Genomic DNA, 20,986 nt, shown 5'->3' on the forward strand with positions numbered 1-20,986 from the left:
AAGGAGCCAAAAACATGCTGATCGACTTCTTCTACACCCTGCGCTCGGCCAAGCTGCCCGTGTCGGTCAAGGAATACCTCACCCTGCTCGAAGCCCTGCAGGCGGGCGTGGTGGGCCCCAAGTCGGACGATGCGTGGAGCCTGGACGATTTCTACAACCTCTCGCGCCTCACGCTGGTCAAGGACGAGAAGCACTACGACAAGTTCGATCGGGCCTTCGGCGCCTACTTCAAGGGCGTGGAGATGGTGGCCGACTTCACCAAGGAGATTCCGGCCGACTGGCTGCGCAAGATCCTGGAAAACGAGCTCACGCCCGAGCAGAAGGCCGCCATCGAGAAGATGGGCTGGGACGAGCTGATGGAGACGCTGAAGAAGCGCCTCGAAGAGCAAAAGGAACGCCACGAGGGCGGCAGCAAGTGGATCGGCACGGGCGGCACCAGCCCGTTCGGCCACGGCGGCTACAACCCGCAAGGTGTGCGCATTGGCGGCGCGGGCAAGAACAAGAGCGCCGTGAAGGTGTGGGAACAGCGCGCCTACAAGGACTATGACGACCAGCAGGAGCTGGGCACACGCAACATCAAGGTGGCGCTGCGCCGCCTGCGCAAGTTTGCGCGCGAGGGGCATGAGCTGGAGCTGGACCTGCCCGACACCATCCGCAGCACGGCGGCCAACGCGGGCTACCTGGACATCAAGATGGTGCCCGAGCGGCACAACAACGTGAAGGTGCTGCTGCTGATGGATGTGGGCGGCACCATGGACGAACACATCCAGCGCGTGGAAGAACTCTTCAGCGCGGTGAAGTCGGAGTTCAAGCACCTGGAGTTCTACTACTTCCACAACTGCGTGTACGACTTCATGTGGAAGAACAACCGCCGCCGCTTCGCCGAGAAGTTCCCCACCTGGGACATCATCCGCAAGTACAACCGCGACTACAAGCTGATCTTTGTGGGCGACGCGACCATGAGCCCGTACGAGATCCTGCAGCCCGGCGGCAGTGTGGAATACAACAACGAGGAAGCGGGCGCCGAGTGGATCCAGCGCCTGACCCACGCGTTTCCCAAACACGCATGGATCAACCCCGAGCCCCAGGGCGTGTGGCAGTACCGCCAGAGCATCAGCATCATCCAGCAGCTGCTGAGCAATCGCATGTACCCGCTGTCACTCAAGGGGCTGGAAGAAACCATGCGGCTGCTGTCAAAGTAAGCACAGCGGTTGGCGGCACAAAGAGCCCATTGCGCGCCGCTGTCTGACACGGGCGGGGCGCTTTTCAGTGCATAGTGGCGGCGGGCTGGTTGTTAAACAGCGAGCCCCCACCGTCCAACCCCACCCTTTGTAGCTGTGCCCTTTCGCGTCCTGTGCTCCTCCGCCAATCCCCCAACGCCGGCCCCATGGTCGGCGTTGCTGCTTATCGGCGCACTGTGCCTGAGCGGGTGCAGCCTGCTGCCGCGCGGTGAGGAAGGCGGCAACAGCCAGGAAGCCGCCACCGCAACCATAGCCGAATCCGCCACACCCGCGTTCGACCTGCGGGTGCGCGCACCGGCCACCGTACAGGACACCCTGGAGCGCCACCTGGAGCTGCAGCGCTTTCGCCACCTGCCCGACCTGCATGCCAACGAACTGCAGCGCCTGCTGGGCGCCGCCGACGCCAATGCCCGCGAGCTGCTGGGCACGATGGGCTACTTTGCGCCCACCATCACCGTGGAGCTGACCGAAACCCCCGACAGCCCCACCGCACCACGCGCCGTGGTCATCACCGTGGAACCCGGCCCGCAGACCCAGGTGGCCAGAGCAGAAGTGCTCTTCAGCCCCGGCAACACGACACCCGCAGAAGCCACCAGTGCCCAGGCGCCGGACGCCAGTGCCCGCCAGCAGCAGCGTGTGCGGCGCAATTGGTCACTGTCGCCAGGCCAGCCCTTCACCCAGTCTGCCTGGGACACAGCCAAGAACGATGGCCTGCGCCAGTTGCAGGCGCGCCGCCACCCCACTGCCCGCATTGCCAAAAGCCGGGCCGAGATCGACGCCGACAAACACGAGGCCCAGCTCAGCGTGACCTACGAGCCCGGCCCCGCCTACCGCTTTGGGCCCCTGCGGGTGGAGGGCAGCCAGCGCTACGACCCCGATGGCGCGCGGCGCCTGGCTCGCCTGCCCACAGGGGCCGTGTACGACGAGGCCGAAATGCTGGACGCCCAGCTGCGGCTGGCCAGCAGCGGTTACTACGACGCCGTGTTCCTCACACTCGACACCGATGGCGCCGACCCGCAGGCCGCCCCCGTGGTGGCCCAGGTGCGCGAGGCCAAGGTGCAAAAGCTGGTGTTCGGCCCGGGCTTCTCCACCGACAGCGGCGCGCGCCTGTCGCTGGAACATATCCACAACCAGATGCCGGGCCTGGGCTGGCGCGCCGTGAGCAAGCTGGCAGTGGACCGCGAGACCCAGCAGGCCAGCAGTGAATGGACCGACCTGCCGGACGCCCGGGGCTGGCGCTGGTTTGCTGGCGGCGAGCTGCAGCGCGAATCCACCGGCGACTACGACGTGAACAGCAGCCGCGTGCGCGCAGGCCGCAGCAAAAGCACCCGGCACATCGACCGCAATTATTTTGTGCAGTACGACTACGCCAACAGCCAGGGGCTGGGCGCCAATGTGCAGTCGCAGTCTGACACCAGCACGGCCATCAGCGTGAACTACGGCTGGACAGGCCGCTACTTCAACAGCCTCACCGCCCCCACACGCGGCCATGGCATCGCCGTGGAGCTGGGCCTGGGCACCACGCTGCGGCCTGAGCGCGACCCATTTGTGCGCACCCTGGTGCGCTGGCAATCCTTCATCCCCGCCGGGCGCGTGACCGACGATGCAGGCACAGGCCGCAACGCCCGGCTGGCCCTGCGGGCCGAGGCCGGGGCCGTGCTCGCCCGCGATGGCGCGCAGATCCCTGTGACACAGCTGTTCATCACCGGCGGTGACACCACGGTGCGCGGCTACGGCTACCGCAGCATTGGTGCGCGCACCGACAACGGCCAGCTCTACGGTGGCCGCTACCTGGCCGTGGGCAGCGTGGAATGGCAACGCCCCATCGTCTACAAGGGCCAGATGACCGACTGGGAGAGCACGCTGTTTGTTGATGCCGGCGCCGTGGCCGACAAGGTGGGCGACCTGAGCCCCCGCGTGGGCGTGGGGGCTGGCGTGCGTTGGCGCAGCCCCGTGGGGCCCCTGCAGGCCGACCTGGCCTATGGCATCAAGACCCAGGAACTGCGGCTGCACCTGCGGCTGGGGTTCAGCTTCTGATGGCGATGAGCAGCACCCCGCCCCATCCCGCACCGCGCGCCCGCGCGTCGGACTTCAGCGCCGGGTCTTCATCGGCCCAGCGCCCTCGCCCACCGCGCCCACCCGGTGCCTACCGCATGCTGCGGGCACTGGGCTGGCTGCTGGTGGCGCTGGTGGCCTTGCTGCTCACGGCCTGCGCGCTGCTGTGGTGGTGGGCGGGCAGCGGTACGTCGCTGGCCACCACGCTGGCCCGCGCGGCGCAATACCTGCCCGCAGGCCAGCAACTGGAAAGCCGCGAAGCTACCGGCTCGCTGCGCGGCGGCGGGCGCATCGGCTGGCTGCGCTGGAGCAGCCCCAGCCTGTCCGTTGAAGTGACCGACCTGCGCCTGGGCTGGCAACTGGCGCCCTTGCTGCAGCGCCGGCTGGAGCTGGGCGAAGTGCTGGCCACACGGGTGCAGATCACGCCACTGGGCGGCTCGCAAAGCGCCGAGCCACCAACGCCCCCCACCCAGCTGGTGCTGCCCTTGCACATCGGCGTGGCGTTTCGCGTGGACCAGTTGCAGTGGGCAGGCGCCCCGGCCGTGGAGGCCCGGGGCCTGGCGGGCGACTACCACTTTGATGGGCGCGAGCACCGCCTGAACATCGGCGGCGTGGAGCTGGCCCAGGGCCAATACAACGCGCGGCTGACACTGCAGGCCCAGGCGCCCCTGGCGCTGGACGCCACCGCGGGCGGCACGGTGCGCACCGCCGTGCCTGGTGGCACTTCCGCTATCCAGCTGGGCGCGCACGCCACGCTGCAGGGCACGCTGGCCACGGCGGCGGCGCAGCTGCAACTGCAGGCGCGCATCCAACCCACTCGCTCGCAAGAAACCCAGGCCACACCGCCACCGCCCGCCACCGCCGCCCCCATGCAGGCCGAGGTGCAGGCCACGCTGGCCCCATGGGCCACACAGCCCCTGCAATCGGCCCAGGCCACGCTGCGCGCCGTCAACCTCGCAGCCCTGTGGCCCCAGGCCCCGACCACGCAGCTGCATGGCACCGTGCAGGCGGGCCCCACCCCAGGCGCGGCCACCAGCAGCACGGGCTGGGCACTGCAGGCGCAGCTGCGCAACGAGCTGGCAGGCCCATGGGACCAAACCCGCCTGCCCATCACCACCCTGCAGGCCGACGCGAAGTACGACGGCACCCGCTGGACGGTGCCAGGCGCCACGGTGAATGCGGGCACCGGCGCAGTCACCCTGCACGGCAGCTACACCCCCGCCACCGGCGCGCTGGAGGGCCAGGCCGAACTGCGCAACCTGCGCCCCGACGCCCTGCACACCGCCTGGGCGGCCGCCCCGCTGGCAGGCCGCGTGGCAGCGCAGATGCAGGGCGAGGTGGTGCGTTTTACAGCAGACATCCGGGCCACCGGCTCTGGCGTTGTGGCATCGGCCAAATCAACCACCCAGCGCGCCCCGCTGCTGCGCATCAACACGCTCGCCGCCCAAGGCAGCTGGCACCCGCCTTCGCCCACCCAGCCCGGTGGCAGCTTGCAGCTGGAGCGCCTGCTGCTGGACGCGTTGCAAGCCCGCGTCGAAGCCACCCAGCTGCGCGTGGCCCCCGGCGATCTGTCGGGCCAGGGCCAGGTCACGTTGGCCGTGCCGGGCGCCACAGCACGTGCACAAGGCAGCATCGCCCCACAGACCGGCGCGGGCGACCTGCACATGCAATGGACCGATGTGGGCCAGACCCAGCGCTGGCTGGCCAGCCTGCCGCTGGTGGGCACTCCACTGCAACAGGCCCTGCAAGGCGCCACCGCTCAGGGCGCCGCACAACTGACCGCCCGCTGGAAAGGCGGCTGGCAAACGCTGGCCCGGCAGCTGGAATCCGCCACCGGCACCCGCACCGGTGCGAGCACCAGCGCCCGCAACACGTGCAGCACACCGCCATCGGACAAGGCCCCTTTCGAGCTGCAAGCCGCGCTCTCCACCCCGCAGCTGGACCTGTCCCTGCCCCCAGGCCAGCGCGCGGGCGGCGCCACCGCCGTGCAGCTGCGCGCTGTCAAGGCCGACCTCTCCGGCACCCTGGCGCAGGCCACGCTCGTGCTGGACGGCGAAGCGCGCCTGAACGCATCCCAGCCCCGGCAGATGCAGCGGCTGGCACTGCACACCCGCGCCACCGGTGGGCTGGGCACACCCGCGCAAGGCGCACCAAGCGCTCAGGTGCAAATCAGCGCACTGCGGCTGGTGGCGCAAGATGCCGCCCGCCCCGGCCCCTGGACGCTGCAACTGGCCGAGCCCCTGTCCCTCACCACGCGCGCCCCCTCCAGCCCCAGTGCGTCGTCGCCAGCGGCGGGCTACACCGTGCAGGCCTCGGCAGGCCAGGCCCGCCTGACCGGCCCCCTGCCCGGCACCGCCACGCTGCGGTGGCAACCCCTGCGCGTGGCCACCGGTGCCAACCCGCTGCAAATGCAAACCCAGGGCACGCTGCAGGGCCTGCCCATGGCCTGGGTCGATGCCCTGGGCCTCGGCGACACACCCGCCGCCGGTGGCCGCCCCGCCCAGCCGCTGCTGGCCCGCATGGGGCTGGCCACCAGCATCGTGCTCGACGGGCAATGGAATGTAGACACCACCCAGGGCCCGCTGCGCGCCAGCGCCAGCCTGCGCCGGGCCAGTGGCGACCTGCGCATCCTGGCGGGCGACGCCACCGCCATTACCGCAGTGCAAAGCAGCGGCCAGGGCACGGGCGCTGGCGCCACCACCGTGATCGCCACCGAGGCGTCGGCCAGCACTGCAGGATCGGCCAATGCACCAGGCACTGCTGCCGGTGTGCGCCAGGCCGAGGTCACCATCGAGATCGACGGCGAAGCCCTGCGCGCCCAACTGGCCTGGGCCAGCGACCGGGCTGGCGAAGTGCAGGCCAGCGTCAGCACCCGCATCACGCCCGATGCGCCCCTGGCTGGCACGCTGCGCGCGCGCCTGCCCGACGTGGGGGTGTGGTCGGCCCTGGCCCCACCCGGCTGGCGCGTGCGCGGCACGCTGGATGCGAGCGCCACCTTGTCGGGCACGCGCAATGCGCCGCGTTGGGCCGGCACGCTGGGCGCCGACGACATGGCCGTGCGCTCGGTGGTCGATGGCGTGGACCTGCAAGCTGGCCGCCTGCGCGCCACGCTGCAAGGCAACCAGTTGCAGATCACCGAGTTCCGCCTGCAGGGCGGGCGCGGCAGCGGCGCGCGCATTGCAGGCTTCAGCGGCAATCGCACTGCCGCGCCGCAAGACGGCGGCACGCTCACCGCCACCGGCAGCGTGGGCTGGGGCGACAGCGCTGCGGCAACCACCGGCCTGTCGGGCATCACCATGGCACTGCAGGCCGAGGCCAAGGCCTTGCAGGTGCTGGTGCGCGCCGACCGGCAGGTCAGCGTGTCGGGCCAGTTGCAGGCGCAGTTGCAGCAGGGCCAGATCAGCCTGCGCGGCAAGCTCACCACCGACCGCGCCACCATCATCCTGCCCGACGAAACCGCGCCCACCCTGGGCACCGACGTGGTCGTGCGCTCTGCTGCCAAGGACCGCGAAGACCAGGCCCGGGCCCAGGCCGCCGCCAAGGCCAGCCAGGTGGCGGCACAGGCAGAAACCGCCAAGCCGCCCGACATTGCCATCACCCTCAACCTGGGGCGCGACTTTGCACTCAGCGGCCATGGCATCACCACCCGGCTGACGGGCGAGGTGGACATCCGTAGCAGCGCCGTGCCCGGCGCCCCGCCGCGCGTGACCGGCGAGGTGCGCACCGACGAAGGCCGCTACCGCGCCTGGGGCCAGATGCTGGACGTGGAGACGGGCCTGATCCGCTTCAACGGCCCCTACAACAACCCCTCGCTCGACATCCTGGCGCTGCGCCCCAACATCAGCGTGCGCGCGGGCGTACAGGTCACGGGCAGCGCGCAGGCGCCCCGCGTCAAGCTCTATTCCGACCCCGACCTGCCCGACGCCGAAAAACTCTCGTGGGTAGTGCTGGGCCGCAACGCCACCGCAGGCGGCGCCGAAGCCGCCGTGCTGCAACAAGCCGCCCTGGCCCTGCTCGGCCGCAAGGGCGGCAACACCGGCACCGCCAACATCGCCAGCCGCGTGGGCCTGGACGAAATCGGTTTTCGCGGCGCCACCCCGGGCGACGACGCCAGCACCGCCGCCCTCACCTTCGGCAAGCGCCTGTCCAAGGACTTGTACGTGACCTACGAGCGCAGCCTGTCGGGCACACTGGGCACGCTCTACATCTTCTACGACCTCTCCCGCCGCCTCACGCTGCGCGGGCAGACAGGCGAGAAAAGCGCGGTGGACATCATCTACACGGTGAAGTACGACTAGAGCTTGGCGGGGAAAGAGGCCCGCTCACGCCACTACAATGCGCGGCTGTCCTCGCTCCTCATAGTTCAATGGATAGAACGAGTGCCTCCTAAGCGCTAGATGCAGGTTCGATTCCTGCTGAGGGGACCACGGCTAAAAGAAATAGGCCTTACCGCGCGATCCACATGGATTTGAAGCTACAAATTTCATAGCGACCGCGCGCTCAACCGCCTGCCAGTGCTCAGGCCGGTTGCGGCGCCGCCTCTGGCGCTGCGGGCGCACGCGCCGTGAGCGCACTGCCCATCGAGGCGGCCATGATGCAGCCAATGGCCAGCCACTGCACCGCGCTCAGATGCTCGCCCAGCAGGGCCATGGCGACCAGCGCGGCCACGGCGGGTTCCATGCTGATCATGATGCCGAAGGCCTCCTTGGGCAGGCGCTTGAGGGCCATCATCTCCAGCGAAATCGGCACTGCGCTGGACACCGCTGCCACCGCCACGCCAATCAGCAACAGGCTGGGCGAGAGCAGCGCCGCCCCCGCGTGCGCCACCCCCACCGGCACCACCACCAGTGCCGCCACCAACAGGCCCAGCGATACCGAATGCCCCGCGTGCAAATGCCCCGCGCGTTTGCCAAACACGATGTACAGCGCCCAGAACACCGCCGCGCCCAGCGCGTAGGCCACGCCCACCGGGTCCAGCATGCTGCCGTTGAGCCCCAGTGGCAGCAGCAGCCCCAGCCCCGCGATGGCCAGCAGCACCCACACAAAATCCACTGCGCGGCGCGACGACCAGATGGCCACGGCCAGCGGCCCTGCAAATTCAATGGCCACGGCCAGGCCAAAGGGCAGCGTGCGCAGCGACATGTAGAACATCAGGTTCATGCCGCCCAGGGCCGCGCCATACAGCACCACCGACTTCGCATCGGCCCGGCTCAGGTGCCAGCGCCAGGGCCGCCACAGCAAGAGCACCAGCAGCGCCGAGAACCCCACCCGCAGCGCCGTGGTGCCCTGCGCCCCCACGGCCGGAAACAGCCAGTGTTTGGCCCAGGATGTGCCGATGCCCAGCGCTGTCACAGAGCCAAGCACGGCAAGAAAAGGGAGAAATCGGTGGAAAACCGCAGAGGTAGAGGAAGAAACTGGCATGCGCAAAAATATAGTTCGCTCACGCCGTGTTTTTGACTCTGATTTGAGGGGTCAAACGCAACTTTCACTCGACCGTTCTCGCCCCTGCACGAGGTTCCGCATGACCGCACCCGCCGCACTCGACCGCTTCGACCTCGCCATCCTGGACATCCTGCAGACCGACAACACCACGCCCCAGCGCGTGATCGCCCAGGCCGTGAACCTCTCGGCCCCGGCCGTGCAGCGGCGCATCCAGCGGCTGCAGAACACAGGGGTGATCCGCGCCAACGTGGCCGTGCTCGACCCGGAAAAGGTCGGCAAGCCGCTGACCATCGTGGTGGAGGTGCACCTGGAGAACGAACGCCCTGACCGCACCGCCCCGCTGCGCGCGCGCATCGCCGCCGAAGAGGCCGTGCAGCAGTGCTACAGCGTGACAGGCGAGGCGGACTACCTGCTGGTGGTGACAGTGGCCTCGATGACCGGCTACCAGGCACTGACGCGGCGCCTGTTTGAAGGCGACGACAACGTGCGCTGGTTTCGGACCTCGGTGGCGCTGGAATGCATGAAGACGGGGCTGCGCGTGCCGCTGGGCACCGGCCCCGGCATCTGACTACACCCCCAGCATCCGCCGCATCTCTGCCCCGCCAAGCCGCAGCCTCGGCCCACCCAACAGCTCGCACATGCGCGCATTCAGCGGCGCCGCCATGCCCTGCTGCGCCGCCAGCCGCACCACCGCGCCGCACAACGCATCAATCTCCGTCACGCGCCCGGCTTCCAGGTCGTCCCACATGGATGAGCGGGCGGTGGCGTCGATCTGCAGCATACGTTTGGCCAGGCGGGTGAACAGCCAGTTGGGCAGGCGCAGCACAGCGGGTAGCAGCGTGGGCGACACTGCGGTGACCTTTGCGGGCGTGATGCCTGCGCGGGCCATCACGCCCAGGGCCTCGGACTGCAGGGCGGCGAACACGCGGCGGCAGTCGCGGTCGAGCAGCTCCTGGCGCAGGGGCAGGTTGGACAGCGCGTTGACCGGGTTGTTGAGGTTGAGCAGAAGCTTGCCCCACTGCACGGCGCGGATGTCGGGCGACAGCACGGTGGCCAGGCCTGCGGCGGCAAAGACCGGCGCGATGCGCTCGGTGGCCGCATCGCGCTGCAACTGCAGGTGGCCCGCGGTGGCGCGGTGCACATGCGCGCCGCGCAGCACTACGTTGTAGGGCACCATGCCCGCCAGCACGTTCAGGTCCGGCGCCAGCGCCTGGACGCGGGCCACGTTGTCCACGCCGTTCTGCAATGAGATGACGGGAGTGCCAGGCGCGCACGCGGCAGCCAGTTCGCGTGCAGCGGATTCGGTGGCGCCGCTTTTGACGCACAGCAGGACGATGCTGTCCGCGCTCGGCGCCGCCTCGGCCAGAGTCGCTGCCAGCCGCAGCGCCGGGGCGCCTGCGGGCACGGTGCGGTCAAAGCCATCCAGGTCGGTCACGCGCAGGCCCTGCGCGGCGATGGGCTGCAGCGCGTGGGCGCGGCCCACCAGGGTCACGGCCTGTCCATGCGCGGCCAGGCGGCCGCCCACATAACAACCGATGGCGCCTGCGCCGAGAACGATGAAATTCATAGTGGAGCCCTCCTTCACTAAAGCGGGCCGCTGCACCGGGCCGACCGCGCATTGTGCAGACGCGGTAGCCCTGGCGACGCCCGGGCAGCCTTGTACGCCCTGATACATTTCGGCAGGTTACATATTTTTCTTGGAAGGGATGGACGGACCATGGGTCAAACAATATTTGCGCGGTGGATGGCCGCGTTCTTCACAGCGCTGGCTTTTTTTTCGGCAGGCAACGCGCTGGCACAAGCCACCACCTACACCGCCACCGCCACCAGCAACTACAGCAACAAAGTTGACTTCACAGCGCCCTGCGGCGTGGGACCATGCCAGAACTTCACGCTGGCCATGGGCCCCTCGGGCTCCTTTACCGTGTCCAGCCCACTGGCGGCCAATCTGGCCAACGCCAACGTGCTCGCCTCAGTGACTTCGTTCAGTTTCAATGACGGTCTCACGACCTATACCAACACTGACCCCAATGTCCGTGTGCATCGGATTCGAGTGACCACCAACGCGGCTGCTGCCATCACTGCGGTTGACATCCTGATCGAGCGCTGGGAGTCTGGCACCTCGCCTCACGCAATCGGCGACCGCTTTTCCTTCATCTTTCTGCCAAGCACTGCTCGGCGGAATGCCGTGTGCAGTTCTGTGGGCGTGTCTCCCGCTGGCGTCGCGGACAGTTGCAACAGTGAAAACGTGGATGCGAGCAGTTCACAGGCTAGCGGGGCCACCATCAGCTGGACTTCCGCAGCAGTGGCGACCTCAACGGCTTCCATTCCGACGATGTCTGAGTGGGGCCTCCTGCTGATGGCAGGGCTGATGGGCATGGGGGGATACTTCGCGCTGCGCCGACGTACGGCGTAAGCATCCACCCCGTAGAACGCTCTGCGAAAAGGGGCAGAGATTACTGTGCCCCGCAGTTGATCCGGTCGCGCCACCTCCCTACAGGGCTTCCATGCAGGTGAGCGAAGGCCGATGTCAAAACCCCTGAGGTCGTGTGACCGCAGCCTAAGTTGGAGTGAATCCTGCGCTGGGCAGGCGGTCACGCGTCGCTCCTCGAGCGGCAGCGTGGCACACACGCGACGTCAATCGCGGCCCGCCAACATGACGGCCTAATGTCCTGAATTGGAGACCCATTCCGTAAGGACGCCGAAAATCGCCGTCAGGCGACCGCCCACGTAACAACCGATGGCGCCTGCGCCGAGAACAATGAAGTGCATGGTTAAGAGCCTATTCAAAGTCTTTTTGGAGTCACACAAGTCCCTTGCCCGAAGGGTTGGAGTGAAATCGGGCGATTGAACGCCCCGGCTGCTTGCATGGGCATGAGCCCATGCGGCGCATCCGAAGCATCCACTTCATCACGATGGCACTCCAATGCGATCTCCAAAAAGACCTTGAACAGGCTCTAAGAATCCTTGGAAAGTGGGCCGGGTGCCGGTGGCATTGTGCAGACCGGGCGGCCCGCAGTCTGGCACGCAGGCGACGCTGGGCCCATCCATGCCCTTCTTCCGCTGAAATTTATGGCCTTTTTGGCCTTCTCCGCGCGACCACCAAGCGCTTATAGCTATCAAGTACATAGCAATATACCGCTACATCATCAGCCAAACCGCAGCGTCACCCGCAACCCCCCCAGGCGCGGGGAGCTGTCCAGCGCCACCACCGCACCGTGCCGCTGCGCAATGGCTTGCACGATGGCCAGGCCCAGGCCGCTGCCGGGGGCGCCGTCGGCGGTGTCGCGGACAAAACGCTGCATCACGCGCTCGCGGTGCTCGGGGGCGATGCCGGGGCCGCTGTCTTCCACCGTGAGGAGGGCCCGGCCATGGTCGGTGCCCACCTGCACGTCCACCTGGCCGCCAGGCGGGGTGTATTTGATGGCGTTGTCGAGCAGGTTGCGCACCAGCATGCGCAGGGCCTCGGCACTACCCCGCACGATCACGGGCACGGTGGCGGCTTCGGCGTCGAGCAGGCCCACGTCCATGCTGCGCGCCTGGGCGGCGGGCGCCACATCGGCCAGGGCCAGCTGGGCGATGGCGCGCAGGTCCACAGGCTCGGTTGCCGTGGATCCGGCTTCCTGCCGTGCCAGCGTCAGCAACTGTTCGACCAGGCGCGTGGCGCGGTCGATGCCGGCCGACAGGCGTTCGATGGCGGCGGCGCGCGCGGTATCGTCGCCCGCGCGCTGCAGACCCTGCAGCTGCAGGCGCAGCGCGGCCAGGGGCGAGCGCAGCTCGTGTGCGGCGTCGGCCACAAAATGTTCCTGCGCTTCGAAAGCCCTTTGCACGCGCTCGAACAGCAGGTTGAGTTCGCTCACCAGGGGCTGCACCTCGTCGGGCAGCTGCGCATCGCTCACGGGCGAGAGGTCGTCGGCCTGCCGCTGGGCGAGCTGGCGGCGCACGCGCTCCACCGGGGCCAGCGAGCGGCTCACGCCCCACCACACAGCCAGCACCAAGAGCGGGGCCATGAAGGCCAGCGGCGCCAGCGTGCGCAGGGCCAGGCTGCGGGCCATGCCCTGCCGCACGGCCATGTTCTGCGCCACCTGGATGACCTGCGAGCGCGTCTGCATCGAGAACACTCGGTAAGTGCCGCCGCGTGCCTGCACGTTGGTGAAGCCCAGCACGGCAATCTGCGGCAGGGCAGCGCCCACGGCAGATTCAAAAATGCGCAGCCCTTCGTTGGTCCACACCTGCACGATGAATTCGTGGTTCTCGTCCTCGGGGTCCAGCCCCGGGCCCAGGCCCTGCGCGTCCACCGGCAGGCCCGAGCGCAGGGCCAGCGCGGTCTGCTGCATGTGGTAGTCGAACAGCGCATCGGCTTCATCCAGCGCGCTGCGGTAGGCCAATGCGCCCTGCACCGCCCCGGCCAGCACGATGGCGGCCAGCAGGAACATCAGCAGCCGCATGCGCAGGGAGCGCGGGAGCAGGCCCCGCAAGGCGTAGGAAAGCTTGTCCATCACATCTTGGGTACGAGATAGCCGACGCCTCGCACATTCAGCACCAGCTCGGGCCCCAGCTTCTTGCGCAGGCCGTGGACGTACACCTCCACCGCATTGCTGCTCACCTCGTCGCCCCAGCCGTAGAGCTTGTTTTCGAGCTGCTGGCGTGACAGCACCATGCCAGGGCGGGCGATGAGCGGCTCCAGCACGGCCCACTCTCGGCCGGACAACACCACCGGCGTGCCGCGCACCGTCACCTCGCGCGTGGCGGGGTTGATGCTGACGCCCTGGTGTTCGTACACCGGCTCGGCCCGCCCCGCAGCGCGGCGCAGCAGAGCGCGGATGCGGGGCAGCAGCTCATCGAGGTCATAGGGTTTGAGCACGTAGTCGTCGGCACCGGCATCAAGCCCCTCGATGCGCTGGGCCACGGCGTCGCGGGCAGTGGCCACCAGCACGGGGGTGCGGTCCTTGCGGGTGCGCAGGTCACGCAGCACGGTCAGACCATCGCGTTTGGGCAGGCCCAAGTCGAGCAGCACGAGGTCGTAGGGCTGGGTGCGCAAGGCCGTGTCGGCGGCGTCGCCGTCGCGCGCCCAGTCCACCGCGTAGTGTTCGGCGCGCAGCAGGTCTTGCACGGCTTCGCCGATCATGGGGTCGTCTTCAACCAGCAACAGGCGCATGGCGGCGGTCTACAAGGAAAGAAGAGAGCATGGCGCGAGGATAGCGGCTGCCAAGCGCGGCGCTTTGATCCAGTTCTGTAATAATAATTATTTTCATTCGCATTTTAAAATGACAAACCGCCGAACCGCCTTGCGCCGCCCCGCCACCCCTTCTTGCACCTTTGCGCCCACCGCGCTGGGCCTGGCGTGCCTGCTGGCCTGTGCGGCGGCGCAGGCTCAGGGCACAGGTGATGCAACCACCACCTCGGCCCAGCTGGCCGACGTAACAGTGCGTGCCACCGCCCTGGAGGATGCGGCCGACCTGCAACTGCGCCGCCCGGTCAGCGCAGGTGCACTGGGGGAACGCAGTGCGCTGGAGACGCCCTACTCCAGCCGCGTGGTCACAGCCGAAACGATTGAACAGACAGCGCCCAACAAGCTGGGGGATCTGTTCTTTACCGACGCGTCGGTGTCGGACAACAGCGCCAGCGTCGGGGCCTGGGCCAGCTACCTCACGGTGCGCGGGCTGGATCTGGACTGGCAGAACGCCTACCGCATCGATGGGCGCCCCTTTATCAGCTACGTGACCACGCTGCCCTACGAGCACATGGAGCAGGTGGAGCTGCTCAAGGGCGCCACGGGCTTCATGTATGGCTTTGGCAGCCCCGGCGGCCTGGTGAACTATGTGACCAAGAAGCCGCCCGCCAGCGCGGCGATGGCCGAACGCAGCGTGGGCCTGGGTGTCAATTCCAAGAGCGTGTGGCGCACGCATGCGGACCTGGGTGGACGCGCCGGGGAGAACGACCGCTGGGGCTCTCGCCTGAACGTGACGCGCGAGCAGGGCAACACCTTCAACGACGGGAATCTGCGGCGCAATGCCGTTTCGCTGGCGCTGGATGCTCGGCTCACACGCGACCTGAGCTGGGAGTTCCAGTCGCTCTACCAGGACCGCCTCTCGCGCGATGCCGAGCCCACCATCACCACCGCATCCCTGGCGGGCACGCGGCTGCCTTCGCCCATCGCCAATGACAACGGCCGTCTGGTGGGGCCGGGCAACTTTGCAGACAACACGTTCAAATATGTCTCCACCGGCCTGAAGTACCAGATCGCACCCGACTGGCAACTGCGCAGCAGCTACAGCTACAGCGGCACGCGCACGCGGCGCAATGAAACGGTGCTGGACCTGCTGGACGCCGCAGGCAACTACCGCAACGACCGCTCGGACTATGGGGAGTCCTACCAGTACAGGCACCTGGACGCGGTGCTGCAGGGGCGCCTTGTCACTGGAGGGTTGCAGCACCAGATCGTGGCCGGTGCCGCATGGCAAGAGCAGGCGAACGACTACTCTGCGAACGGGTTCTACGGCACCGTGGGCACCGGCAACCTGGGCAGCCAGAACACCCTGGGCTACATCAGCCAAGGCGATTTGGCGAGCCTGGGGCTGTTCCGCGCGGTAGAGGTCACGCAAAAGGCTGTGTTCGTGAGCGACACCATTGCGCTGTCTCCCCAGTGGTCTGTGCTGGCGGGCTTGCGCTACACCCACTACACGCAACGGGGGTTTGGCACCAACGGTGCAGAGACGTCGCGCTACAGCCAGTCGGGGGTGATCACACCATCGCTCGCGCTGATGCGCCACCTCACGCCGCAGACCATGGCCTATGCCAGCTTTGTCGAGGCGCTGCAGCCGGGCACCTCGGTGAGCAACCCGGCCTACACCAACTATGGAGCCCTGCTGGACCCGCTCAAGAGCCGCCAGTATGAGATGGGCATCAAGACCGAGCAAGCCAGCTGGGCGGCCACAGCGGCGCTGTTCCGTATCGAGAAGAAGGCAGAGTACGTAGCGGTGAACGGCGGCGCCAGCACCGTAGTGCAGGACGGTCAGTCCACCTTCCAGGGCCTGGAGCTGGGCGCCACGGCGCGCCTGGGTGCCCAGTGGCGCCTGGGCGGCAGCCTGATGCTGCTGGACAGCGAGTACGGACGGGGCAACGCCCACACCGGCAACCGCGTGGTGGGCGCCCCGAAGACCGTGGCCACGGCCCAGCTGGCCTACCGGGTGGCGCAAGTGCCTGGGCTGCAACTGACTGCGGGCATCAAGCACACGGGCAACACACCGCTGCGCCCCTCGGGTGAACTGAGCACGCCCGCCTTCACGCTGCTGAACCTGGGCGCCACCTACGACACGCTGATGGGCGGCTATGCCACCACCTGGCGCGCGTCCATCAACAACGCGGCGGACAAAAAATACTGGCTTTACCAGTACGCCAACTACGTGAAGGCGGGCGATCCGCGCACCTTCAACCTGAGCGCCACCGTGCGGTTCTGACAGCGCGCGCAAGGCTTACCCCAGGCGCACCGGCACAAAGATCTTGTTGCCGTCGCGCGCGATCAGCAGCGCCACCGACTTGCCTGCCTTGGCCATGGCCGCGCGCACCTGCTCGATGTTTTTGGCGGGTGCGCCGTTGATGGCCAGCAGCACATCGCCCGGCTGCACACCGGCGGCCGCAGCGGGGCCACGCGCCTGCTCGATCACCAGGCCCTCGCTCACCCCCACCTCCTGGCGCTCCTCGCGCTCCAGCGGGCGCAGCGACAGGCCCAGCTGGCCCTTGCCCACGGCATCGTCGTTGCGCGCTTGTTTGATGGCCTTGTCGCTGGCGTCGCCAAGGGTGGCGGTCAGCTCCACGGGCTTGCCCTGGCGCCACACCGACAGCTTGGCCTGTTGACCCGGCTGCGCCTGGCCCACCCACGCAGGCAGGTCGCCCGAGGCCACAATGGGCTGGCCGTCCACCTGGCGGATCACATCGCCCGCCTGCAGGCCGGCCTTCTCGGCCGGGCTGCCCTTGCTGACGCTGGCCACCAGCGCGCCTTCGGGCTTGTCGAGGTTGAACGACCCGGCAAATGCCTGGTTCACCTCTTGCACCGCCACGCCCAGTTGCGCATGGCGCACCTTGCCCGTGGCAACGATCTGGTCCTTGATCTTGGCGGCCAACTCGATGGGGATGGAGAAGGACAGCCCCTGGTAGCCGCCCGAGCGGCTGTAGATCTGCGAGTTGATGCCCACCACCTCGCCGCGCGCATTGAACAGCGGCCCACCCGAGTTGCCGGGATTCACCGCCACGTCGGTCTGGATGAAGGGCACCAGGCTGTCGTCGGGCAGCGAACGGCCCTTGGCGCTGACCACGCCTGCGGTCACGCTGTTCTCGAAGCCGAAGGGCGAGCCGATGGCCAGCACCCATTCGCCCACCTGCAGGTCGCGCGTGCTGCCCAGGCGCACCGTGGGCAGATCCTTGGCATCGATCTTGAGCACCGCCACGTCGGTCTTGGGGTCGGCGCCCAGCACCTTGGCGCGGAACTCGCGCCGGTCGGTGAGCTTGACGGTGACATCGCTTGCGCCCTTGACCACATGGGCATTGGTCAGCACCAGGCCGTCGGGGCTGACGATGAAGCCCGATCCCTGGCCATGCGTGGGCACATTGGGCTGGCCCTGCGCACCCGCGCCAGGAAAGCCAAACTGGCGGAAGAACTCGTAGAACGGGTCGTTCGGGTCGATCTGAGGGCCCCGTTGCTGGCGCGCAGAGGCTTGCCCCTCATCGTCGTCCTCATCGCGGGCCATTGCCGTCTTGGTGCTGCCCGTGACGCTGATGTTGACCACGGCCGGGCCGTTCTGTGCAGTGATCTGGGCAAAGCTGGGCAGCGTGCCGCCCTGGGCCGACGGGGTCTGGGCAACGATGGGGGCAGTGGGGGTCAGGGCACGGGCCTGGTGCCCCGTGATGAGGCCCGTGCCCATGGCGCCCACTGCACCGGCGGCCACCAGGGCCAGGATGAGGCGGCGGGGGGTGGAAGTCAGCGTGGTCGTGTTCATGGTGGTATGCCTTTTCCATCGGAGTTGCGATGGAAGGCAGTGTGGGCACGCACGCTTAGACGAAACTTAGGCGCGACGAAGGTTGCGTCGCGCCGGACCGGCTGGCTGCAGGCTAAGCCGCCTCGCGCCCTTTCTGGCTCTCGAAGTAGACCACCTTGCGCGCGCGCATCACGTCGCCCAGCGGGCGGTGCGCAGCCAGGGCCTGCCAGGGGTCGAACACGGCAGCTTCCACCTGCTCGGCCAGCGCGGGGTCGGCCGCTGGGTCTTGGCGGGGCAAGGTCAGCCGGGCCACCGTGGTGTAGGGCGTGGGCCAGTCCACACTGGCGTCTTCAATGGGGGTGGTGGCCTCGTCCACAAAAGGCTGCAGTTGCAGATCCCAATGCAGATCCTGCTGTTGCAGGCGCGATGAAAACTCGGCGTTCCAGTCGTCCTGCACCTGGGTGACCGGTGCGCCGTTGGATGCCTGGGGCACCAGGCGCACACGCACCGCATAGGGTCCACTGGCGATGGGCGCCGCACTGTGCACGGCATGCGACGCAAAGCCGCCAAAGGGCCGCCCGAAGGTCTTGACCGTCTTGGCGATCTGCCTGGCGGCCCCCAGCAGCCCATGGCGTTGCACCAGGAACTTGATCAACGCGCCGCCACCATGCGAGGCCGCCACCACAAAGTCCACGAACTCGCCACTTTGGGGGAAAGCAAACTTCTCCTGGTTGATGAGCAGGAAGTCCTGGCTTTTGGCGGGCCCGTTGCCCAGAGCGGAATCGCCCCGCACCCCCAGAACGCTGAACGCAAAGCCACGGATGTCCGGCTTGCGGTCGGAGGTGGTGTCCATGCCGCCGTTGCTCAGCCGCACCCGCACTTCGTACAACCCCGGCTCGGCGAACAGCCCCTGGGCTGCAAATGTGGGCAGATCGCCCAGCACCTCCAATCGGCCCCGGGCAGCCGTGAGCTGCTTGCGGTGCAGGCCCCGCCCCTTGCCGTATTTTTGCGACTTGCGTGCCTGCAACTCGGCAAACTGGCGCGCATACCCGGCAAAGCGCTGCGCTTCGTCGGGTGCCACCACTTCTTTCCAGCCTGTGCTGGGGGTGTAGCGTGTGTCCATGGGCCACCTCGTTTGAAAGCCAGCGCGCATGGTAGCGCGACACGCCCCAAATCGGCACCCCTGGCAACCACTGCGCTACAGGTAGAGAAACCGGTACACGATGGCCCCCTGCGCCACCTCGCCCGGCACCAGCCACTGCACCGGAAAGGCGGCTTGGTTAGGCGCATCGGGGTACGCCATGGGTTCCAGGCAGATGCCGTCGCCCGGCTGCCAGAGCCAGTCGGCCTGCTGCATGCCACGGCCTCGGTCCCGCGCAGGGTCAGCCTTGAGGCCATGGCCTGCATACACCTGCACGCCAGGCGCGGTGCTCCAGACTTCCATCGCGCGGCCACCCACGGGCTCGCTGAGCAGCGCGGCCAGGCGCAGGCCGGGTGCGGTGATCGATACAGCGGGAGGTGCACGGTGTACATCCAGTTCGTCCAGCACCAGATAGTGATCCAGCCCGACGGCCAGGGCCAGTTGCTCGCTGGGCGCTGCCACTGCGTCACCCACACGGCGGGCCTGGCGGAAGTCGAACGGTGTGCCCCACACACCCGCTAGTGCACCCGTGGGGCACACATCGGCGGCCAGTGGCACGTAGCGGCTGGCAGGCACCTGCAGGGTGTGGCCGTGGGTGCTGCCACAGCCCGCCAGGTTGAAGAATGCATGCCCGGTGAGGTTGAGCACCGTGGGCGCACGCAGCGCCTGGGCCGTCCAGGCCATGTGCAGCGCGTTGTCGGCCGTGACCTGCAGGTGCAGCTGCACATGCACATCACCCGGTACGCCGTCGTCTTCGGTGCGAAAGGTGTGGCTCAGGGCGAGTGCATCGGCCTGCACGCCATCCACCGCAAACACCTGAAAGCGGCTGCCGCGCGGCCCACCGTGGTGGTGGTGTGGGCCGCTGTTGGTGGGCAGCTGCAGGTGTGAGCCATCGGGCAGGGTGAGCGTGCCTGCACGCAACCGCCCGGCCCAGCGCCCGATCAATGCGCCCATGGAGAGTTGACCATCCAGATAGCCCTGCAGGCTGTCATAGCCCAGCGCCACATCGACCAGACCGCCCTGCCCATCGGGCACCGCCACTTGCACCAGGCGGGCGCCGTAGTTGCTCACGGCCACCTGCAGGCCGCCCGCGCCGTGCAGGGTAAACAAATCGGTGCGCTGGCCATGCAGGTCGCGCTGGAATGCCTCGCGGGAGAGTGTGTAAGCCATGCGCCGAGTCTATTTCGTGGGGCTGGCTGCGTCGCGCGTGACCAGCCAGATGCCCCCGCACACCAGCACCAGGGCCAGCAGGTTCTTCCACTCCAGCAGCGCCTCGCCCAGGAACAGCGCTGACAGCGCCCGCACCGAAAATCGGCACCGTGAAGTTGAACACCGTGACCTGGCTCACGCGGTTGTGTTTGAGCAAAATGCTCCACAGCGAGAACGCGGCCGATGACAGCAGCGCCAGGTACACCAGCAGCAGGGCCGAGCCCCAGGTGAAACCCGTGAGCGCACCGCCCAGGCCCCAGCCGATGGCCAGCAGCGCCGCGCCTCCGATGCCCAACTGCCAGCCCGTCATCACCACCGAATCCATGCGCTGGGACACCTGCTTGCCGTAGATGCTGGCCGCAGCGAGCACGAAGGCAGCGATCACCACAAAACCCTCGCCCAGCAGCATGAAATCCATGTCCAACGTGCCGCGCCCCAGGTTGACCACCATCACTCCGACAAAGCCGACCAGGCAGCCCCACAGCTTGGCGTGGCTCAGGCGGTCGTTGTGATAGACCCAGTGCGCCAGCAGCACGCTGAAGAAGGTGCCCGTGGCATTCATGATCGAACCCTTGACCCTCGTGGTGTGCGCCAGGCCCACGTAGAAGAACACGTATTGCAGCGTGGTCTGCGCCAGCCCAAGCACTATCAGCTGCCGCCCTGCTGCAAAGCCCAGGCCCCAGATGGCCTTGCGCGTGGCCATGGCCCAGGCGAGCAGGATCAGCCCCGCGCCCAGAAACCGCCAGCCTGCAAACACCAGCTGTGTGGGAATGTCATGGCGGGCGATGCCGAACCATGTTGGCGCCGACCGGAAACTGAGCCAGTTTTGTAGGTAGGGCCGAAGTAAAAATGAGCCAGGTGTTCAACCTACCCTGCTGTTTATTTAAGCAGCGGGGTTCGAGGAGTGATCACCATGGACATGA

The 20,986-nt window shown here is 67.9% G+C and carries 13 protein-coding genes, 1 tRNA gene and 1 pseudogene; 7 read left to right on the forward strand and 8 right to left on the reverse strand.

The window, feature by feature from the left end; all coding sequences use genetic code 11:
• Positions 1 to 14 precede the first annotated feature (14 nt).
• The 4 genes from ACYZGB_RS20235 to ACYZGB_RS20250 all read left to right on the forward strand — a co-directional run bounded on the left by ACYZGB_RS20235 (position 15) and on the right by ACYZGB_RS20250 (position 7,723).
• Positions 15 to 1,202 (forward strand): vWA domain-containing protein, encoded by a 1,188-nt coding sequence (locus ACYZGB_RS20235; RefSeq protein WP_462390636.1) that lies wholly within the window; start codon positions 15 to 17, stop codon positions 1,200 to 1,202.
• A gap of 135 nt (positions 1,203 to 1,337) precedes the next feature.
• Positions 1,338 to 3,278, forward strand: a complete 1,941-nt coding sequence (locus ACYZGB_RS20240) for an autotransporter assembly complex protein TamA (protein ID WP_462390637.1) — start codon at positions 1,338 to 1,340, stop codon at positions 3,276 to 3,278.
• Between the two features lie 5 nt (positions 3,279 to 3,283).
• Positions 3,284 to 7,594 (forward strand): translocation/assembly module TamB domain-containing protein, encoded by a 4,311-nt coding sequence (locus ACYZGB_RS20245; protein WP_462390638.1) that lies wholly within the window; start codon positions 3,284 to 3,286, stop codon positions 7,592 to 7,594.
• A gap of 54 nt (positions 7,595 to 7,648) precedes the next feature.
• Positions 7,649 to 7,723: transfer RNA gene (locus tag ACYZGB_RS20250), tRNA-Arg, on the forward strand.
• 91 nt (positions 7,724 to 7,814) lie between these two features.
• On the opposite strand, the gene ACYZGB_RS20255 is transcribed toward ACYZGB_RS20250, so the two are convergent.
• Positions 7,815 to 8,717: an EamA family transporter gene (locus tag ACYZGB_RS20255; RefSeq protein ID WP_462390639.1), complete on the reverse strand. Its 903-nt coding sequence runs from the start codon at positions 8,715 to 8,717 to the stop codon at positions 7,815 to 7,817.
• A 100-nt stretch (positions 8,718 to 8,817) separates the two neighbouring features.
• Between ACYZGB_RS20255 and ACYZGB_RS20260 the strand changes: the two genes are divergently transcribed.
• Positions 8,818 to 9,306 (forward strand): Lrp/AsnC family transcriptional regulator, encoded by a 489-nt coding sequence (locus ACYZGB_RS20260; RefSeq protein WP_462390640.1) that lies wholly within the window; start codon positions 8,818 to 8,820, stop codon positions 9,304 to 9,306.
• Here the strand turns inward: ACYZGB_RS20260 and ACYZGB_RS20265 are convergent, their stop codons facing one another.
• On the reverse strand, positions 9,307 to 10,305 hold the full coding sequence (locus ACYZGB_RS20265) for a 2-dehydropantoate 2-reductase (RefSeq protein WP_462390641.1): 999 nt from the start codon (positions 10,303 to 10,305) through the stop codon (positions 9,307 to 9,309).
• A gap of 177 nt (positions 10,306 to 10,482) precedes the next feature.
• Between ACYZGB_RS20265 and ACYZGB_RS20270 the strand changes: the two genes are divergently transcribed.
• Complete coding sequence (locus ACYZGB_RS20270) at positions 10,483 to 11,154, forward strand: IPTL-CTERM sorting domain-containing protein (RefSeq protein ID WP_462390642.1); 672 nt, start codon at positions 10,483 to 10,485, stop codon at positions 11,152 to 11,154.
• 733 nt (positions 11,155 to 11,887) lie between these two features.
• Here ACYZGB_RS20270 and ACYZGB_RS20275 read toward each other — a convergent pair.
• A complete protein-coding gene (locus ACYZGB_RS20275) occupies positions 11,888 to 13,237 on the reverse strand; it encodes an ATP-binding protein (RefSeq protein WP_462390643.1) in 1,350 nt (449 codons plus the stop codon).
• Entirely contained in the window at positions 13,237 to 13,896 is a 660-nt protein-coding gene (locus ACYZGB_RS20280) for a response regulator transcription factor (protein ID WP_462390644.1), read from the reverse strand. Before ACYZGB_RS20280 ends, ACYZGB_RS20275 begins: the two co-directional genes overlap by 1 nt.
• Before the next feature lie 109 nt (positions 13,897 to 14,005).
• Here ACYZGB_RS20280 and ACYZGB_RS20285 point away from each other — a divergent pair, with 109 nt between their 5' ends.
• On the forward strand, positions 14,006 to 16,198 hold the full coding sequence (locus ACYZGB_RS20285; RefSeq protein ID WP_462390645.1) for a TonB-dependent siderophore receptor: 2,193 nt from the start codon (positions 14,006 to 14,008) through the stop codon (positions 16,196 to 16,198).
• A 15-nt stretch (positions 16,199 to 16,213) separates the two neighbouring features.
• On the opposite strand, the gene ACYZGB_RS20290 is transcribed toward ACYZGB_RS20285, so the two are convergent.
• The 4 genes and pseudogenes from ACYZGB_RS20290 to ACYZGB_RS20305 all read right to left on the reverse strand — a co-directional run bounded on the left by ACYZGB_RS20290 (position 16,214) and on the right by ACYZGB_RS20305 (position 20,850).
• Positions 16,214 to 17,734, reverse strand: a complete 1,521-nt coding sequence (locus ACYZGB_RS20290; protein WP_462390646.1) for a DegQ family serine endoprotease — start codon at positions 17,732 to 17,734, stop codon at positions 16,214 to 16,216.
• Positions 17,735 to 17,846: 112 nt separating this feature from the next.
• Entirely contained in the window at positions 17,847 to 18,836 is a 990-nt protein-coding gene (locus ACYZGB_RS20295; RefSeq protein ID WP_462390647.1) for a catalase family protein, read from the reverse strand.
• Between the two features lie 75 nt (positions 18,837 to 18,911).
• The gene (locus tag ACYZGB_RS20300) at positions 18,912 to 20,024 is read right to left on the reverse strand and encodes an aldose epimerase family protein (protein WP_462390648.1); all 1,113 of its coding nucleotides are present in this window, start codon (positions 20,022 to 20,024) and stop codon (positions 18,912 to 18,914) included.
• 9 nt (positions 20,025 to 20,033) lie between these two features.
• Positions 20,034 to 20,850: pseudogene (locus ACYZGB_RS20305) on the reverse strand (DMT family transporter).
• Positions 20,851 to 20,986 lie beyond the last annotated feature (136 nt).

The organism is Acidovorax sp. Q11 (genome assembly GCF_054950075.1).

What these genes read in the sequence shown, in the direction of transcription:
- ACYZGB_RS20285 (WP_462390645.1), top strand. Translation starts at nt 14,006, where the DNA reads ATGACAAACCGCCGAACCGCCTTGCGCCGCCCCGCCACCCCTTCTTGC.
- ACYZGB_RS20235 (WP_462390636.1), top strand. Translation starts at nt 15, where the DNA reads ATGCTGATCGACTTCTTCTACACCCTGCGCTCGGCCAAGCTGCCCGTG.
- ACYZGB_RS20255 (WP_462390639.1), bottom strand. Translation starts at nt 8,717, where the DNA reads ATGCCAGTTTCTTCCTCTACCTCTGCGGTTTTCCACCGATTTCTCCCT.
- ACYZGB_RS20270 (WP_462390642.1), top strand. Translation starts at nt 10,483, where the DNA reads ATGGCCGCGTTCTTCACAGCGCTGGCTTTTTTTTCGGCAGGCAACGCG.
- ACYZGB_RS20300 (WP_462390648.1), bottom strand. Translation starts at nt 20,024, where the DNA reads ATGGCTTACACACTCTCCCGCGAGGCATTCCAGCGCGACCTGCATGGC.
- ACYZGB_RS20260 (WP_462390640.1), top strand. Translation starts at nt 8,818, where the DNA reads ATGACCGCACCCGCCGCACTCGACCGCTTCGACCTCGCCATCCTGGAC.
- ACYZGB_RS20245 (WP_462390638.1), top strand. Translation starts at nt 3,284, where the DNA reads ATGAGCAGCACCCCGCCCCATCCCGCACCGCGCGCCCGCGCGTCGGAC.
- ACYZGB_RS20275 (WP_462390643.1), bottom strand. Translation starts at nt 13,237, where the DNA reads ATGGACAAGCTTTCCTACGCCTTGCGGGGCCTGCTCCCGCGCTCCCTG.
- ACYZGB_RS20280 (WP_462390644.1), bottom strand. Translation starts at nt 13,896, where the DNA reads ATGCGCCTGTTGCTGGTTGAAGACGACCCCATGATCGGCGAAGCCGTG.
- ACYZGB_RS20290 (WP_462390646.1), bottom strand. Translation starts at nt 17,734, where the DNA reads ATGAACACGACCACGCTGACTTCCACCCCCCGCCGCCTCATCCTGGCC.
- ACYZGB_RS20295 (WP_462390647.1), bottom strand. Translation starts at nt 18,836, where the DNA reads ATGGACACACGCTACACCCCCAGCACAGGCTGGAAAGAAGTGGTGGCA.
- ACYZGB_RS20265 (WP_462390641.1), bottom strand. Translation starts at nt 10,305, where the DNA reads ATGAATTTCATCGTTCTCGGCGCAGGCGCCATCGGTTGTTATGTGGGC.